The sequence below is a fragment of the Streptomyces sp. NPDC017979 genome, assembly GCF_044328175.1.
Taxonomy (GTDB): Bacteria; Actinomycetota; Actinomycetes; order Streptomycetales; family Streptomycetaceae; genus Streptomyces.
The window spans coordinates 766,185-782,546 of the sequence record NZ_JBIRGU010000003.1; the positions used below are offsets into that span (position 1 = coordinate 766,185).

Sequence of the window (16,362 nt, forward strand, 5' to 3'; positions counted from 1 at the left end):
CGGAGCGGTGCCTCAGACCTTGCGCAGGTGGAAGGTGAGGGACAGCGGTTCGTCGGTGAAGGCCGGGCCGTACGAGTCGTCCGCGGCCGACTGCGCGAAGTCGTTGGCCAGCACCTCGTCCGAGATCAGCGCGCTGTGCTCCGTGAGGGCCTGCGCGGTCGACGCGTCGTCGGCGGACCAGACGACGGCGATGCGGTCGGCGACGTCCAACCCGCTGTTCTTGCGGGCTTCCTGGATGAGCCGGATCGCGTCCCGGGCCAGCCCCGCGAGCCGCAGCTCGGGGGTGATCTCCAGATCGAGGGCGACCGTCGCACCGGAGTCGGACGCCACGGACCAGCCCTCGCGCGGGGTCTCGGTGATGATGACCTCGTCCGGGGCGAGCAGCACGGTCTCGCCGTCGACCTCCAGGCTGGCCTCCCCGTCGCGCAGCGCCAGCGCCAGCGCGGCGGCGTCCGCCTCGGCGACCGCCTTCGCGACCGCCTGGACGCCCTTGCCGAACCGCTTGCCCAGCGCCCGGAAGTTGGCCTTCGCGGTGGTGTCCACCAGCGAGCCGCCGACCTCGGACAGGGACGCCAGCGAGGAGACGTTCAGCTCCTCCGTGATCTGCGCGTGCAGTTCGGGGGAGAGGGCGTCGAAACCGGCCGCCGCCACCAGTGCGCGGGACAGCGGCTGCCGGGTCTTGACCCCGGACTCCGCACGCGTCGCCCGGCCCAGCTCGACCAGCCGCCGCACCACCGCCATCTGCTGTGACAGGGTCCCGTCGACCAGCGAGGCATCGGCCTTCGGCCACTCGCTCAGGTGCACCGACTCCGGGGCGTCCGGGGTGACCGGGACGACGAGGTCCTGCCAGACCCGCTCGGTGATGAACGGGACGAGCGGGGCCAGCAGCCGGGTGACCGTCTCGACCACCTCGTGCAGGGTGCGCAGCGCCGCCGCGTCGCCCTGCCAGAAGCGGCGCCGGGACCGTCGTACGTACCAGTTGGAGAGGTCGTCGACGAACGCGGACAGCAGCTTGCCGGCGCGCTGGGTGTCGTACGCCTCCATGGCGTCGGTGACCTGGTCCACCAGCGTGTTCAGCTCGCCCAGCAGCCAGCGGTCCAGGACCGGGCGGTCGGCGGGCGCCGGATCGGCGGCGGAGGGGGACCAGTTCGACGTGCGGGCGTACAGGGACTGGAAGGCGACCGTGTTCCAGTAGGTCAGCAGCGTCTTGCGGACGACCTCCTGGATCGTGCCGTGCCCGACGCGACGGGCGGACCAGGGGGAGCCGCCGGCCGCCATGAACCAGCGGACGGCGTCCGCGCCGTGCTGGTCCATCAGCGGGATCGGCTGGAGGATGTTCCCCAAGTGCTTGGACATCTTCCGACCGTCCTCGGCGAGGATGTGGCCGAGGCAGACCACGTTCTCGTACGACGACTTGTCGAAGACCAGCGTGCCGACCGCCATCAGGGTGTAGAACCAGCCGCGGGTCTGGTCGATGGCCTCCGAGATGAACTGCGCCGGGTAGCGCTTCTCGAACAGCTCCTTGTTCTTGTACGGGTAGCCCCACTGGGCGAAGGGCATCGAACCGGCGTCGTACCAGGCGTCGATGACCTCGGGGACGCGGGTCGCGGTGCCGCCGCACTCGGGGCAGTCGAAGGTGACGTCGTCGATGAAGGGGCGGTGCGGGTCCAGCGCGGTCTGGTCCGTGCCGGTCAGCTCGGTCAGCTCGGCGCGCGAGCCGACGCAGGTGAGGTGGTCGTCCGCGCAGCGCCAGATCGGCAGCGGGGTGCCCCAGTAGCGGTTGCGGGACAGGGCCCAGTCGACGTTGTTGTTGAGCCAGTCGCCGAACCGGCCGTGCTTGACGGAGTCCGGGAACCAGTTCGTCCGCTCGTTCTCCTCGATCAACCGGTCCTTGACGGCGGTCGTGCGGATGTACCAGGACGGCTGCGCGTAGTACAGCAGCGCGGTGTGGCAGCGCCAGCAGTGCGGATAGCTGTGCTCGTACGGGATGTGGCGGAAGAGCTTGCCGCGGGCGTCGAGGTCCGCGGTCAGCGCCTCGTCGGCCTTCTTGAAGAAGACGCCGCCGACGAGCGGCACGTCTTCTTCGAAGGTGCCGTCGGGGCGGATCGGGTTGACCACCGGGAGGCCGTAGGCGCGGCAGACCTTGAGGTCGTCCTCGCCGAAGGCGGGGGACTGGTGGACCAGACCGGTGCCGTCCTCGGTGGTGACGTAGTCGGCGTTGACGACGTAGTGCGCCGGGGCGGGGAACTCGATCAGGTCGAAGGGGCGCTCGTAGGTCCAGCGCTCCATCTCGGCGCCGGTGAAGGAGCGGCCGATGGCCTCCCAACCTTCGCCGAGGGCCTTCTCCAGCAGGGGTTCGGCGACGACGATCCGCTCGGTGCCGTCGGTCGCGACGACGTAGGTCACGTCGGGGTGGGCGGCGACGGCGGTGTTCGACACCAGGGTCCACGGGGTCGTCGTCCACACCAGCAGCGACGCCTCGCCGGCGAGCGGGCCGGAGGTGAGCGGGAAGCGCACGTACACCGACGGGTCCACGACCGTCTCGTAGCCCTGCGCCAGCTCGTGGTCCGACAGGCCGGTGCCGCAGCGGGGGCACCAGGGGGCGACGCGGTGGTCCTGGACGAGCAGGCCCTTGGCGAAGATCTCCTTCAGCGACCACCAGACGGAGTCGATGTACTCCGGCTTCATGGTCCAGTACGCCTCGTCCAGGTCGACCCAGTAACCCATGCGCTCGGTCAGCTCGGCGAAGGCGTCGGTGTGCCGGGTCACCGACTCGCGGCACTTCTCGTTGAACTCGGCGATGCCGTACGCCTCGATGTCCTGCTTGCCGGAGAAGCCGAGCTCCTTCTCGACGGCGAGCTCGACCGGCAGCCCGTGGCAGTCCCAGCCGGCCTTGCGGGCGACGTGGTAGCCGCGCATGGTGCGGAAGCGGGGGAAGACGTCCTTGAAGACGCGCGCCTCGATGTGGTGGGCGCCGGGCATGCCGTTGGCGGTCGGCGGGCCCTCGTAGAAGACCCACTCGGGGCGGCCGTCGGACTGGGCGAGGCTCTTGGCGAAGACCTTGTTCTCGCGCCAGAAGTCGAGCACGGCGTGCTCCAGCGCGGGCAGGTCCACCTGGGCGGGGACCTGGCGGTACTGGGGGGGTGTCATGGGCGAACTCCTCCGGCGGACAGACTCTCTTCCGTCGGAGGGACGAGAGCGGTCGGCTCCCGCGGTACCACCCTCCTTGACGGCGCGCGGTGCGCCGTCCCCTCATTGGGTCGCGATGCCGGGTCTAATCGCCGCGGGCGGATCGGTCCGCGGCTTTCTTCCGACGGCTCCGGGGTGATGCTTCACGTCGCGCCGGTCCCCCGGGCTCGCACCGTCCCCGGGTCGCTCATGGCTGCTCACGACGCTACTCGGCCCCATCGACGCCTTTCGCTCAGCCCAGTGTAAGCGCCGTGGAGGGGGCCGGCCGACCGGTTTACGGGCGGTCGGATCGGGGCGGGTGACCCACGGCCGGCGTGACCCGGACGGGGGAGGAGTGCGTGCGGCGGTCCGCACGGGCGTCTTCACGCGGGATGTGCGGGTGCCGTCAAGGGGCGGATTACGGGGCGGGGGACCGGGCACAACGGATGAAGGCCCGATTCACCGAGACCCAGGTGCGAGACCGAGGTGGTCGATATGTGGCGGCGTGCCCCGTTTGCCGCGGAGCTGGTGTCGATTTATCGTCCCAGCACGATTCGCGAGCAAGATCACAATATGTGAAGGGGCCGCGGCCATGGTGGCGAAGAAGACCGCTGCGAAGAAGAGCGCTGCCCAGGAGGCCGTGGCCGGGGCGGCGGCCGGCGCCCCGCGGGAGGACGCTGCGGACGGCGCCGGCGCGGAAGGGTCCGCGGGGAAGGAGCCCGTAGCCCGAAAGGCGGCGGCGAAGGCCACCAAGAAGGCGCCGGCGAAGAAGGCGACCAAGAAGGCGGCCGAGAAGACAGCCGAGTCGGCTGCGCCGGCGGCCGAGAAGACCCCTGCGAAGAAGGCCCCGGCCAAGAAGACGGCGGCGAAGAAGGTCGCTGCGAAGGCGGCACCGGCGAAGAAGGCCGCGGCCAAGAAGGCGCCCGCGAAGAAGACCGCGCCGGCGAAGAAGACCGTGAAGAAGGCAGCCAAGAAGTCCCCGAGGCAGACAGGAGCCGGGAAAGTGGGAGCGAAGAAGACCGTGGCCCTCGACGGGGGCCCCACTGCGGTGCCCACCGCGCGCGACGCAGCGGCCCCCGCGGAGGAGCTCGCCGTACGTCCGGGCGAGGAGCCCTGGACTCCGGAGGAGGTCGCGGCGGCCCGGGCCGAGCTGGCGGACGACGTCGCCCGGCTCACCGCCGAGCTCACCGCATCCGAGGAGGCGCTCGCCGGACTCATGCGCGACTCCGGCGACGGCGCCGGTGACGACGACGCCGACACGGGCACGAAGAACATCACCCGCGAGCACGAGCTGTCGCTGGCCGCGAACGCCCGCGAGATGCTGGCGCAGACCGAGCGCGCCCTGCTGCGGCTGGAGGCCGGCACGTACGGCATCTGCGAGAACTGCGGGAAGCCGATCGGCAAGGCCAGGATGCAGGCGTTCCCGCGCGCCACCCTGTGCGTGGAGTGCAAGCAGAAGCAGGAGCGCCGGGGCTGAGCCCGGACGTGTGACGTACCCTCGTGCTCAGTCAGGCACCTAGGTTGAGGGACTCACGTGGCAGAGGCGGAGCGCATCATCGGTACGCCGGAGGACGGAGCCGAGGGCGGCGAGGCGGAGGCCCCCGCGGAGCGGCCCAGGGGCAAACGCAAGATCGCCGTGCTGGTGGGCGTCGCCGTGGTCGCCTACCTGATCGACCTGGTCAGCAAGATGATCGTGGTGGCCAAGCTGGAGCACCGGCCGTCGATCGAGGTCGTCGGGGACCTGCTGAAGTTCACCGCGGTGCGCAACCCCGGGGCGGCCTTCGGGATCGGCGAGGCGTTCACCGTGATCTTCACGGTGATCGCGGCCACGGTGATCGTCGTGATCGTCCGGCTGGCCCGCAAGCTCTACAGCCTGCCGTGGGCCATCGCGCTGGGGCTGCTGCTGGGCGGGGCGCTCGGCAACCTCACGGACCGGATCTTCCGTTCCCCGGGCGTCTTCGAGGGCGCCGTCGTCGACTTCATCGCGCCGGCGCACTTCGCGGTCTTCAACCTCGCGGACACCGCGATCGTGTGCGGCGGCTTCCTGATCGTCATCCTCTCCTTCCGGGGGCTGGACCCGGACGGGACCGTTCACAAGGACTGACGCCCCTTCCCGGCGGGGTCAGGGTGCCCGGGCCCGCCGCCTCCGCCCGCCTCGGCCTGCTTGCTCGCGTGCAAGTCATGCATGTGGGCAAGGCATACTCGGACGGGTGAGTACGCTTCCCGAGATCCGCACCCTGCCCGTACCCGACGGCCTGGAGGGCGAGCGCGTCGACGCCGCCATCTCCCGCATGTTCGGCTTCTCCCGTACGAAGGCGGCGGAGCTGGCCGCGCTGGGGAAGGTGCAGGTCGACGGCGCGGTCGTCGGAAAGTCCGAGCGGGTGCACGGCGGGGCGTGGCTCGAAGTGGAGATGCCGCAGGCGCCCGCGCCGGTGCAGATCGTCGCCGAGCCCGTCGAAGGCATGGAGATCATCCACGACGACGACGACATCGTGGTGATCGTGAAGCCGGTCGGCGTGGCCGCGCACCCCAGCCCCGGGTGGACCGGCACGACCGTGATCGGCGGCCTCGCCGCGGCGGGGTACCGGATCTCCACGTCCGGCGCGGCCGAGCGGCAGGGCGTCGTCCACCGGCTGGACGTCGGGACCAGCGGGCTGATGGTCGTCGCGAAGTCGGAGCGTGCGTACACCCTGCTGAAGCAGCAGTTCCGGGAGCGTACGGTCGACAAGCGCTACCACGCGCTGGTGCAGGGCCACCCCGACCCGCTGAGCGGGACGATCGACGCGCCGATCGGGCGGCACCCGAACCACGACTACAAGTGGGCCGTCACCGCCGAGGGCAAGCCCTCGGTCACCCACTACGACCTGCTGGAGGCGTTCCGGGCGGCGTCCCTGCTGGACATCAAGCTGGAGACGGGCCGCACCCACCAGATCCGGGTGCACATGTCGGCGCACCGGCACCCTTGCGTGGGGGACCTGACGTACGGGGCGGATCCGACGCTGGCGAAGCGGCTGGGGCTGACGCGGCAGTGGCTGCACGCGGTGCGGCTGGGGTTCGAGCATCCGTCGGACGGGCGGTGGGTCGAGTTCGAGAGCGGGTACCCGGAGGACTTGCAGACGGCGCTGGACCGCATCGCGGCGGAGAGCGTGTAGCGTCACGGCGCGCGACCGCGCCCGCCATGGCAACCACGTTCGCCCTGCGGCAAAAGTAGGCGTACGGGGTATATAGGGGCGCGTGGATCAGGTTGCGCTCTTGTTGGGGCTGGTGCTCGGGGCCGTGGTGAGCGTGCCGTTGGGGGAGCGGCTGGACTTGCCGGCGCCGGTGTTGATGACGCTCGCGGGGGCGGGGGTCGCCTTCCTGCCCGTCGTGCCGGACGTGGCGATTCCGCCGGAGTTCATTCTGCCGCTGGTGCTGCCGCCCCTGCTGTACGCCGCCGTGCAGCGCACCTCCTGGCGGCAGTTCACGGCCCACGTGCGGCCCATCCTCCTCCTCGCGGTCGCGCTGGTCTTCGTCACCACCGCGGCCGTCGCGTTCGTCGTCAACGCCGTCGTGCCCGGCCTGCCGATCGCCGCCGCCGTCGCGCTCGGGGCGCTCGTCGCGCCGCCGGACCCGGTCGCGGCGACCGCGGTGGCCGGGCGGCTCGGGCTGCCGCGGCGGCTGGTGTCGATCCTGGAGGGGGAGGGGCTCTTCAACGACGTCACCGCCATCGTGCTGTACCACGTGGCGATCGCCGCGGCCGTCAGCGGCAGCTTCTCCTGGTCCGCCGCCGCCGTCCAACTGCTGCTCTCCGCCGTCGTGGCGGTGGTCGTGGGGGTGGTGGTCGGCTGGCTGTCGAACAAGCTGATGGGGTTCCTGGGGGACGCCATCCTCCAGGTGGGGCTCACCCTGATGGTCCCGTTCGTCAGCTACGCCGTCGCCGAGGAACTGCACGGCTCCGGCGTGCTCGCGGTGCTCGTCACCGCGCTCTTCCTGGCCGAGCACGCCGCCGACGCCGACGACGTCCTGGGCCGGCTGGCCGGGAACACCTTCTGGGGCGTGGTGGACACCCTGGTCACCGGCGTCGCGTTCGGCCTCATCGGGCTGGAACTGCGCAGCGTCTTCGGCACCGCCGACGGTCACGTGCTGCGGATGCTCGGCTGGGGCGCGACCGTCACCGCCGTGGTGATCGGGGTACGGCTGCTGTGGCTGCTTCCGGCCACCTGGCTCGCCAAGCGGCTGCACGGCAAGCGGGACTACGACGAGGACATCCCGATGACCTGGCGGGAGACCGTCGTCATGTGGTGGTCCGGCATGCGCGGCGTCGCCTCCGTCGCGCTCGCCCTCGCCATCCCGCTGACCACGGACGACGGCTCCCCCTTCCCCGGCCGCGACGAGATCGTCTTCATCGCCTTCGTGGTGATCCTCGCCACCCTGCTGCTCCAGGGGCTGACCCTGCCCTGGCTGGTGAAGCGGCTCGGCGTGCGCGCCGACGTGGACGCCGAGCGGGGCCTGGAGCACGACTTGGCACTGCGCGCGGCCCGCGCCGCCCGGCACCGGCTGAAGGAGATCGAGGAGGTCGAGGAGTTGCCGGAGGAGGTCAGCGAGCGGCTGCACCGGGGCGCGTACGAGGTGGGCGCCCGGATCAGCCCCGACATCGTCGACGAGGACCGGCGCGAGTGGTTCGCCCGGCGCACCGAGCGGGCGCGCACCGTCCAGCGCATCCAGCGCGAGATGCTGTCGGCCGCCCGGCACGAAGTGCTCGCCGCGCGCAGCGAGCCGGGCGCCGACCCGGAGGTCGTCGACCGGGTGCTGCGACATCTGGACGTACGCAGCCTGCGCTGAGCCCCGGCCGCCCCGCGGGGCTCGTAGGATCCGCACCATGGCGCGCACCGTGGTGATCAGTGGCGGAGGAACGGGCATCGGGCTGGCGGCGGCGGAGACGTTCGCCGAGGGCGGGGACCGGGTGGTGCTGCTCGGCCGGCGCGCGGACGTGCTGGAGCGGGCCGCGGCCTCGCTGCCGGGCGCCGCGCACTGCGCGGGCGACCTCGGCGACCCCGTCGACGTGCGCCGCGTCGCCGACTTCGTGGAGCGGGAGTACGGCACCGTGGACGTCCTCGTGCACAGCGCCGGCGGCACCGGCGGAGCCGTGCCGGACGGCCACGAGGACCCCTTGGAGGACCTGCACCAGGAGTGGACGGTCAACTTCCGGCTCAACACCCTCACCGCCGTACTGCTGACCGAAGCGCTCCAGGGCCATCTGGCCACGCCCGGAGGCCGGGTGCTCTTCCTCAGCTCCATCGCCGCCGCCCGCGGCTCCGGCCGGCCGGCGTACGCCGCGGCGAAGGCGGCGCTCCACCCGTACGCCTTCCGGCTCGCCCGGGTCCTCGGGCCGCGCGGGATCACCGTGAACGTGGTGTCGCCCGGCTACGTGGAGGAGACCGACTTCTTCGGCGGCGACTTCCCGGCGGACCACCTGGCGGAGCTGATCGAGGAGACGGCCACCGGACGCATCGGGCACCCCGGGGACATCGCCCGGACCCTGCACTTCCTGGCCTCCTCCGCGGCGGGACACATCACCGCGCAGGTCATCCAGGTCAACGGCGGGGCGGAACGCGGCCACTGAACCGCGCTCGGCCCCGTCGCGTCGTCGACGCCGGCTCGACCCGGCCGTCAGCCCCGACCGGTGTCGGGTCGGCTCGCGCCCGGAATCCGTACCTCGTCCCGTACCTCCTCGCGCCCCTTCTCCAGGGCCGCCGCAGGCGCCGTCGCGATCCGCGGCAGCGCGTACGGATGGTGCTCGTGCAGCCACGTCACCATCTGCTCCCGCACCGCGCACCGCACCGTCCAGATGTCGTCGGCGTCCTTCGCCGTCATCACCGCCCGCACCTGGATCGTCGACGGGGTGGTGTCGGTGACCGCCAGCGACCAGTCCCGCCGGTCCCACGCCGGGTGGGCCTCGACGACCTCGCGCAGCTTCTGCCGCATCAGCTCCACCGGTGCCGAGTGGTCCAGGTGGAAGAAGACCGAGCCGGTCATCTGCGCGCCACCGCGCGACCAGTTCTCGAACGGCTTCCCGGTGAAGTACGAGACCGGCATCGTGATCCGCCGCTCGTCCCAGGTGCGCACGGTCAGCGAGGTCAGGGTGATCTCCTCGACCGTGCCCCACTCGCCCTCCACGACCACCGTGTCCCCGATGCGGACCATGTCGCCGAAGGCGATCTGGAGCCCGGCGAAGAGGTTGCCGAGGGTGGACTGCGCGGCCACGCCGGCGACGATGCCGAGGACACCGGCCGACGCCAGCATGGACGTGCCGACCGTCCGCATCGCCGGGAAGGTCAGCAGCATCGCCGCGACCGCGACCACGCCCACCACGGCGACCACGACCCGTTGGATCAGCGTGACCTGGGTACGGACCCGGCGCACCCGGGCCGGATCACGGGTCGTTGCCGCGTACCGGCTGTACGTGGACTCCACCACCGCCTGTGCGATCCGCACCACCAGCCAGGCCGAGGCCCCGATCAGCACCAGGGTCAGCAGTTGTCCGAACCCCTCCTCGTGGTCGTCGACCACTCCGATGCCGGTCTGTCGGTACGCGCCTCTGAGCAGCCCGGCCGCCAGCACCACCTGCAACGGCGGGCGGCAGCGGCGCAACAGGCCCCACAGCGGGGTCTCGGCGTGCCGGGAGTCGGCACGCCGCAGCAATCGGTCGACCAGCCAGCCCACCAGGAACGTGAGCACCAGCGTGCCGCCGAAGACGAGCAAGGGACGCAGCGTGTTCTCCATGCAGGGGAACGTAACCTGGCGGCATGAACATCATGCTCTTTCATTCCGCCTACGGTCTGCGACCGGCCGTGCACTCGGCCGCCGAGCGCCTCGAAGCCGCAGGTCACCAGGTGTGGACCCCGGACCTCTTCGAAGGCAGGACCTTCGAGACGGCCGAGGAGGGCATGGCCTTCAAGGAGGAGCTGGGCCACGAAGAGCTGCTGCGCCGGGGCATCGCCGCGTCCGCGCCGCACTCCGACTCCGGGCTGGTCTACGCCGGCTTCTCGCTCGGCGCCTCCGTGGCGCAGAACCTGGCGCTCGGCGACGAGCGGGCCCGCGGGCTGCTACTCCTGCACGGCACGTCCGACATCGCCGACGACGCGACCGTCGACGAACTCCCGGTGCAACTCCACCTCGCCGACCCCGACCCCTTCGAGCCGCACGACTGGCTGACCGCGTGGTACCTGCGGATGGGGCGGGCGGGGGCGGACGTCGAGGTCTACCGCTACCCCGGCGCCGGCCACATCTTCACCGACCCGGACCTGCCGGACTACGACGAGGAGGCGGCCGAGCAGACCTGGCGGATCGCGCTCGCTTTCCTGGACAGCGTCTAGGCAGGCGGTGGACGGAGCCGCCGCAGCCCTGCGGGTGCTCTGGTCTCTGCGGGCCGTCTGTGGTTACTCGCGCAGTTCCCCGCGCCCCTAAAACCCCCTGTCCCGCAGGTAAAGGACAAGGTGAGCGAAACAGGGGCGCTGGGGGTCCCCCAGGCCCCCGGGGCTGAGGGGGCGGAACTGCGCGACCAGCCACAGGCGGCCCGCAGACGCCATCACCGCGTACCCGCTACGGCGTCACCGCGTCACCGCACCGCCACCGTGTCCACCGCACCGCCACCGCGTCACCGCGCCGGCTCCCGTACGCGTTCGACCTTCTGCGTGCCGTTGAGCGTGCGGTACGAGCGCGCCCACGCGGCCGTGGCGTCCGGCGCCGTGCGGTCCGACAGCACGTAGTAGTCCATCTGGGCGCGCTCGGCGGTGACGTCCAGGACGCCGTAGCCGTGGCCGTCCATGTCCAGCCACTTCACATGGCGGTTGGCGCCCTTGATGGCCGCGCCGGCGACCAGCGAAACCGTGCGCGGCGCCACGTTCAGCAGGTCGTTCAGATTGTCCGAGGACACCGACGTCACCACGAACTCGGTCGCCACCGACCCCGACAGCGGGTACGTCGCGGCCCTCGTCGGGACGTCGTTGGCCCAGGCCATGTGGATGTCCCCGGTGAGGAAGACCGTGTTGCTGACGGACCGCCGCGCCAAGTGCTCCAGCAGTTCACCCCGGTCGTCCGTGTACCCGTCCCACTGGTCCGTGCTGATCGCGACGCCGCCCTCCGGCAGGCCCAACAGCTTGGCGACGGGCGCCAGCAGGTGCGCCGGCAGCGCGCCGAAGGCGACCGGGGAGATCATCACCGACGTCCCGACCAGCTTCCACGCCGCGTCGGACCCGGCGAGCCCCGCCTTCAGCCAGTCGAGCTGTGCCCGGCCGGTGATCGTACGGTCCGGGTCGTCCACCGCGCCGCTGCCGATCCGCGACTGCTCCGAGCGGAAGGTCCGCAGGTCGAGCAGGTGCAGATCGGCCAACTTGCCGAAGCGCAGCCGACGGTAGACCGTGCCCTCGGTGGACGCCCGGACGGGCATCCACTCGAAGTACGCGCGCCGGGCGGCGGCGGCCCGGACGGCGAAGTCGCCCTCGGCGCCCGGCGTGTGGTTCTCCGCCCCGCCCGCCCAGGCGTCGTTGGCGATCTCGTGGTCGTCCCAGATCGCGACCACCGGATGGGCGGCGTGCAGGGCCCGCAGGTCCGGGTCCGTCTTGTACGTGGCGTGCCGCAGCCGGTAGTCGGCCAGGGTGACGATCTCGTGCTCCGGCGCGTGCTTGCGCACCACCTCGTCCGGCTTGGGATAGGTCCCGGTGGCGTACTCGTAGATGTAGTCGCCGAGGTGCAGCACCGCGTCCAGGTCCGCGCGGGCGGCGAGGTGGCGGTACGCCGAGAAGTAGCCGGCCTCCCAGTTGGCGCAGGAGACCACGCCGAAGCGGATGCGCGCCCCGGCGGCGTCGGCGTCCGCGGCCGGTGCGGTGCGGGTGCGGCCCACCGGGGAGGCGGTCGCGCCGACGGTGAAGCGGAAGTAGTAGTCGGTGCGCGGGTGCAGCCCGCGGACGTCGACCTTGACGGTGTGGTCGGTGGCGGCCGTGGCGGTGGTCTCGCCGCGGGCGGTGACGCGGTCGAACTCCCGGTCCTCGGCGACCTCCCACCCGACCGGGGTGTCCGGGCCGAGGCCGGAGCCGGGCCGGGCTTCGGGGGTCGGGGTGACGCGGGTCCACAGCAGGACGCCGTCGGGGAGCGGGTCGCCGGAGGCGACGCCGTGGTGGAACAGCGAGACACCGGCCGCAGCCGGGGCGGCCGTGGCGGTGCCCGCGACGGTCGGGGCGGCGACGGCGGCGGTGGCGGCAGCGGCCTTGACGACCGTGCGGCGGCTGGGAGTTGACGGAGATCGACTGGTCACGGGCCCGCACACTACTTGCCGGTAGGGCCGATGGATACCAGCTCATCGGGCCTCGCCCGGATCGAGACGGAACCGGGACGGAGCCACGACGCACGGGCCGGTGCGCGAGGGCCTGGAGATGCGAGGGAGGCGTACGGGGCGGGACGTGCGAAGGCCCCGGGGCTTGGGAGCCCCGGGGCCGGTGCCGGCTCGCGGTCGGGTCAGCCGGCCAGCGCCTTGTCGACGGTCGTGCGGTACTCCTCCGCCGTCATGGGCGGGTTCTTCCCGCCTTCGACGGTGACCCTCTTGCCGTCCATCTTCAGCGCCGGGGTGCCGCCCATCCCGCTCTTGTCGAACTTCGCGGACATCTTCATCGCCCAGGCGTCGAACGTCCCGTCCTCGACGTTCTTCTTGAACGCGGCGTTGTCCTTGAGCGCCGGCACGGTTTCCGCGATCTCCAGCAGGTAGGAGTCCTTGGCGAACTTGTCGCTGCCCTGGGGGTGGAACTCCTTCGAGTACAGCGCGGCCTTGTACGCGGAGAACGCCTCCGGGCTGACGTCGAGCGCGGCCCCCAGCGCGCTCATGGCGTTCTTCGAGCCCTGGCCCTGGTCCGCGTTGTCGAGGAAGGTGGCGCCGACGAACTGCACCTTGTACTTGCCCTCGGCGACGTCCTTCTTCATCGTCTCGCCGACGCCCTGCTCGAAGGCGGCGCAGGAGGGGCAGCGGGGGTCCTCGTAGACCTCCAGCGTCTTCTTCGCCTCCGGCTTGCCGATGACGACGGTGGTGCCGTTCTCACCGCTGGTGTTCTTGGGCGCGGTGACGTTCTTCTCGTCCTTCGCGGCCTCCCAGTGGTCCGGCTTGTTCGCCTGCATCACGGCGAAGCCGACGCCGGCGGCGAGCGCGAGCACGCCGACCGTGGAACCGGCGACGATCAACTGACGCCGGACGCGGTCCTTCTTGGCCTGCCGCTCGCGCTCCAGCCGCAGCCGCTCACGGGCCGCTGCCTTGTTGGCCTTGTTGTTGCGTGCACTCATGTGGGATCACTCCATGGGGACGTATCGGGAGATACGAGGTCAAGGGAAGGTGAGGGGGGTACGGCGGAGGGGGGCGCGGCTACGTCACGCCGCACACCTGGACGCCGTGCACCGGCGACCCCGACCGCGGCCAGGAAGGGCCGGCAGGGGCGCGGGAGCTACGGCGGAGGTGCTAGGCGGCGAGGGCGAAGGGCGCCGCGGTCCGCGGCGGGCCCCGCAGGCCGAGCGCGTGCACCAGCAGGAGGGTGCGGAAGGAGGTGTGCCGCGGGGCGGGGCGGGCCGGGCGTCGCACGGGACGGTGCACCGCCACCGCGGCGGCCACCGCCAGCAGCAGCGGACGGAAGGCGAGCGCGCCCACCGACCGCACCAGCCGGGCCAGCGCCTCCTCGCCGCGCCACAGCCAGAGCGAGGCGAAGAGCCCCACCGAGACGTGCGCGGCGAGCAGCAGCCAGGGCAGCGCGGGGTCGGTGGCCGGCAGCAGGGCCGTGGTGCCGTCGCCCGTGACGGCGACGCCGGGGAGCTGGGCGCCCACCCCGCCCCCGCACAGCACGTCGAACCCGAGGGCCCGCAGCGATCCGGTGACCGGGCCGCCGGCGGGGCCGTAACAGACGTCCTGGCTGCCGTTGAAGACGGTGTCGGCGGCCAGCTCCAGCGGGACCAGAAGCCCCGCGATCCGCCAGAAGCCCCGCTCGCGCCCCGACAGGGCGTACGCGACGAGGAAGACGCCGGCGGTCAGCGCGGCCACGGTGGACCAGGGCAGCGGCGCCTGGGAGAGCAGCACGTGGGACGCCGTGGACAGCGTCACGACCAGTGCCGTGAAGATCGCTGCCCGCAGCGCTCTGAGCTGCATTCCCGATACGTCCATCGTCTGCCGAGTGTGCCATGACTTGCTGAGAGGAGTCTGAGGAGGCGGCCGGGGCCCGCTGGCTGCGGGCCCCGGCCGATGTGCCGGGTCCGTCAGAGGCCCGGTATGCGTCCGTTGCGGAAGAGGTCCACGAAGATCTGGTGGTCCACCCGGGCGCGGTTTCCGTAGGCGTGGGCGAAGTCCACCAGCAGCTCCGGGAAGCCGTCCTCGTCGGCGGCGATCGCGGCGTCGATGGCGCGCTCGGTGGAGAACGGCACCAGGGAGTGGCCGCTCTCGTCGTCCGCCGCGCCGTGCATCGTGGCGGTGGCCCGGCCGAGGTCGGCGACGACGGCCGCGATCTCCTGCGGGTCGTCGATGTCGGACCAGTCCAGGTCCACGGCGTACGGCGAGACCTCGGCGACGAGCTGGCCGGCGCCGTCCAGCTCGGTCCAGCCCAGCCACGGGTCGGCGTGGTCCTGGAGGGCGCGCTGCGAGATCACCGTGCGGTGGCCCTCGTGGTGGAAGTACTTCCGGACGGCCTCGTCGTCGATGTGGCGGGAGACGGCCGGGGTCTGCGCCTGCTTCATGTAGATCACCACGTCGTTCTCCAGGGCGTCGCTGTTGCCCTCCAGGAGGATGTTGTACGACGGGAGGCCGGCCGATCCGATGCCGATGCCGCGCCGGCCGACGACGTCCTTGACCCGGTACGAGTCGGGGCGGGCGAGGCTCGCCTCCGGCAGGGTCTCCAGATAGCCGTCGAAGGCGGCGAGGACCTTGTAGCGGGTGGCCGCGTCCAGCTCGATGGAGCCGCCGCCGGCGGCGAAGCGCCGCTCGAACTCCCGGATCTCCGTCATGGAGTCCAGCAGCGAGAAGCGGGTCAGCGAACGGGCGTCGCGCAGGGCGTCGAGCAGCGGGCCCTGGGCGGTGTCCAGGGTGAAGGGCGGCACGTCGTCGTCCGCGGCGCCGGTCGCCAGGGCGTGGATCCGCTCGCGGTAGGCGGCGGCGTAGATCCGGACCAGCTCGCTGATCTGCTCGTCGCTGAGGGCCTTGGTGTAGCCGATGAGGGCGAGCGAGGCGGCGAGCCGCTTCAGGTCCCAGGTGAAGGGGCCGACGTACGCCTCGTCGAAGTCGTTGACGTTGAAGACCAGGCGGCCGTTCGAATCCATGTAGGTGCCGAAGTTCTCCGCGTGGAGGTCGCCGTGGATCCACACGCGGCTGGTCCGCTCGTCCAGGTACGGCCCGGTGCCGATGGCGCGGTCGCCGCGGGCGGTGTGCTCCCGCTCCAGGTCGCGGTAGAACAGGCAGGCCGTGCCCCGGTAGAAGGCGAACGCCGAGGCCGCCATCTTCCGGAACTTGACCCGGAAGGCGGCCGGATCGGCGGCCAGGAGCTCGCCGAAGGCGGTCCCGAAGACGGCGAGGATCTCCTCGCCGCGCTCGTCGGCCGTGACCTCGGCGGGGTGCGGTACCGGCATCGCTGTGTGCCTCCTGCTGCAAGGGTGGAACGAAAGGACCCGGCCACCGCGGCCGGGAGCGGGCCCGCCGTACGGGCCCTAGCCCTCCCAACGTCCGGGGCGGCGTTCGAGTGCCCGTACGAGGAAGGTCGCGGGGCGACCCGCGGAGGTCCGGGGCGGCGGTCGGTCGGGGTCCCGGAAGGGGGCGCGGGCGGAGGCGCGGGGAGGTGCGCGGGGGCCCGCGGCTGTCGTCGGCAAGTCGTAGACTTCGTCGCTGTCACCCCAGACGTCCCGCGCCCCTCTGGAGGCCCCAGCCGTGACAAAGCCGCCCTTCACGCATCTGCACGTGCACACGCAGTATTCGCTGCTGGACGGTGCGGCGCGGTTGAAGGACATGTTCGCCGCGTGCAACGAGATGGGCATGACGCACATCGCGATGACCGATCACGGGAATCTGCACGGGGCGTATGACTTCTTCCATTCGGCGGTGAAGGCGGATGTGACGCCGATCATCGGTATCGAGGCGTATGTGGCGCCTGATTCGCGGCGGAACAAGCGGAAGGTGCAGTGGGGTCAGCCGCATCAGAAGCGTGA

13 protein-coding genes are annotated in these 16,362 nt (G+C 71.8%); 7 read left to right on the top strand and 6 right to left on the bottom strand.

Annotated elements, in window-relative coordinates:
- Window positions 1–12: 12 nt before the first annotated feature.
- Window positions 13–3,150: an isoleucine--tRNA ligase gene (gene ileS / locus ACH4E8_RS12905; RefSeq protein ID WP_398447226.1), complete on the bottom strand. Its 3,138-nt coding sequence runs from the start codon at window positions 3,148–3,150 to the stop codon at window positions 13–15.
- A gap of 610 nt (window positions 3,151–3,760) precedes the next feature.
- Here ileS and ACH4E8_RS12910 point away from each other — a divergent pair.
- From ACH4E8_RS12910 to ACH4E8_RS12930, 5 genes are all read left to right on the top strand, one after another.
- The gene (locus ACH4E8_RS12910; RefSeq protein ID WP_398447228.1) at window positions 3,761–4,645 is read left to right on the top strand and encodes a TraR/DksA family transcriptional regulator; all 885 of its coding nucleotides are present in this window, start codon (window positions 3,761–3,763) and stop codon (window positions 4,643–4,645) included.
- A gap of 57 nt (window positions 4,646–4,702) precedes the next feature.
- Window positions 4,703–5,272: a signal peptidase II gene (gene lspA, locus ACH4E8_RS12915; protein ID WP_398447230.1), complete on the top strand. Its 570-nt coding sequence runs from the start codon at window positions 4,703–4,705 to the stop codon at window positions 5,270–5,272.
- A 106-nt stretch (window positions 5,273–5,378) separates the two neighbouring features.
- A complete protein-coding gene (locus ACH4E8_RS12920; protein WP_398447232.1) occupies window positions 5,379–6,320 on the top strand; it encodes an RluA family pseudouridine synthase in 942 nt (313 codons plus the stop codon).
- Window positions 6,321–6,402: 82 nt separating this feature from the next.
- The gene (locus tag ACH4E8_RS12925) at window positions 6,403–7,989 is read left to right on the top strand and encodes a Na+/H+ antiporter (protein WP_398447234.1); all 1,587 of its coding nucleotides are present in this window, start codon (window positions 6,403–6,405) and stop codon (window positions 7,987–7,989) included.
- Window positions 7,990–8,026: 37 nt separating this feature from the next.
- Window positions 8,027–8,770 (top strand): SDR family NAD(P)-dependent oxidoreductase, encoded by a 744-nt coding sequence (locus ACH4E8_RS12930; protein WP_398447236.1) that lies wholly within the window; start codon window positions 8,027–8,029, stop codon window positions 8,768–8,770.
- A 47-nt stretch (window positions 8,771–8,817) separates the two neighbouring features.
- Here ACH4E8_RS12930 and ACH4E8_RS12935 read toward each other — a convergent pair whose 3' ends face one another.
- Complete coding sequence (locus ACH4E8_RS12935; protein WP_398447238.1) at window positions 8,818–9,930, bottom strand: mechanosensitive ion channel family protein; 1,113 nt, start codon at window positions 9,928–9,930, stop codon at window positions 8,818–8,820.
- Between the two features lie 23 nt (window positions 9,931–9,953).
- Between ACH4E8_RS12935 and ACH4E8_RS12940 the strand changes: the two genes are divergently transcribed.
- The gene (locus ACH4E8_RS12940; RefSeq protein ID WP_398447240.1) at window positions 9,954–10,523 is read left to right on the top strand and encodes a dienelactone hydrolase family protein; all 570 of its coding nucleotides are present in this window, start codon (window positions 9,954–9,956) and stop codon (window positions 10,521–10,523) included.
- A 281-nt stretch (window positions 10,524–10,804) separates the two neighbouring features.
- Here ACH4E8_RS12940 and ACH4E8_RS12945 read toward each other — a convergent pair whose 3' ends face one another.
- From ACH4E8_RS12945 to ACH4E8_RS12960, 4 genes are all read right to left on the bottom strand, one after another.
- Entirely contained in the window at window positions 10,805–12,460 is a 1,656-nt protein-coding gene (locus ACH4E8_RS12945; RefSeq protein WP_398447242.1) for an alkaline phosphatase D family protein, read from the bottom strand.
- Between the two features lie 200 nt (window positions 12,461–12,660).
- On the bottom strand, window positions 12,661–13,473 hold the full coding sequence (locus ACH4E8_RS12950) for a DsbA family protein (RefSeq protein WP_398447244.1): 813 nt from the start codon (window positions 13,471–13,473) through the stop codon (window positions 12,661–12,663).
- Window positions 13,474–13,645: 172 nt separating this feature from the next.
- Window positions 13,646–14,338, bottom strand: a complete 693-nt coding sequence (locus ACH4E8_RS12955; RefSeq protein ID WP_398447246.1) for a hypothetical protein — start codon at window positions 14,336–14,338, stop codon at window positions 13,646–13,648.
- A gap of 92 nt (window positions 14,339–14,430) precedes the next feature.
- Entirely contained in the window at window positions 14,431–15,789 is a 1,359-nt protein-coding gene (locus ACH4E8_RS12960; RefSeq protein WP_398447248.1) for a DUF2252 domain-containing protein, read from the bottom strand.
- Window positions 15,790–16,084: 295 nt separating this feature from the next.
- Here ACH4E8_RS12960 and ACH4E8_RS12965 point away from each other — a divergent pair.
- Window positions 16,085–16,362, top strand: a 278-nt coding sequence (locus ACH4E8_RS12965) for a PHP domain-containing protein (protein ID WP_398447250.1), incomplete at its 3' end; no start/stop codon positions are given.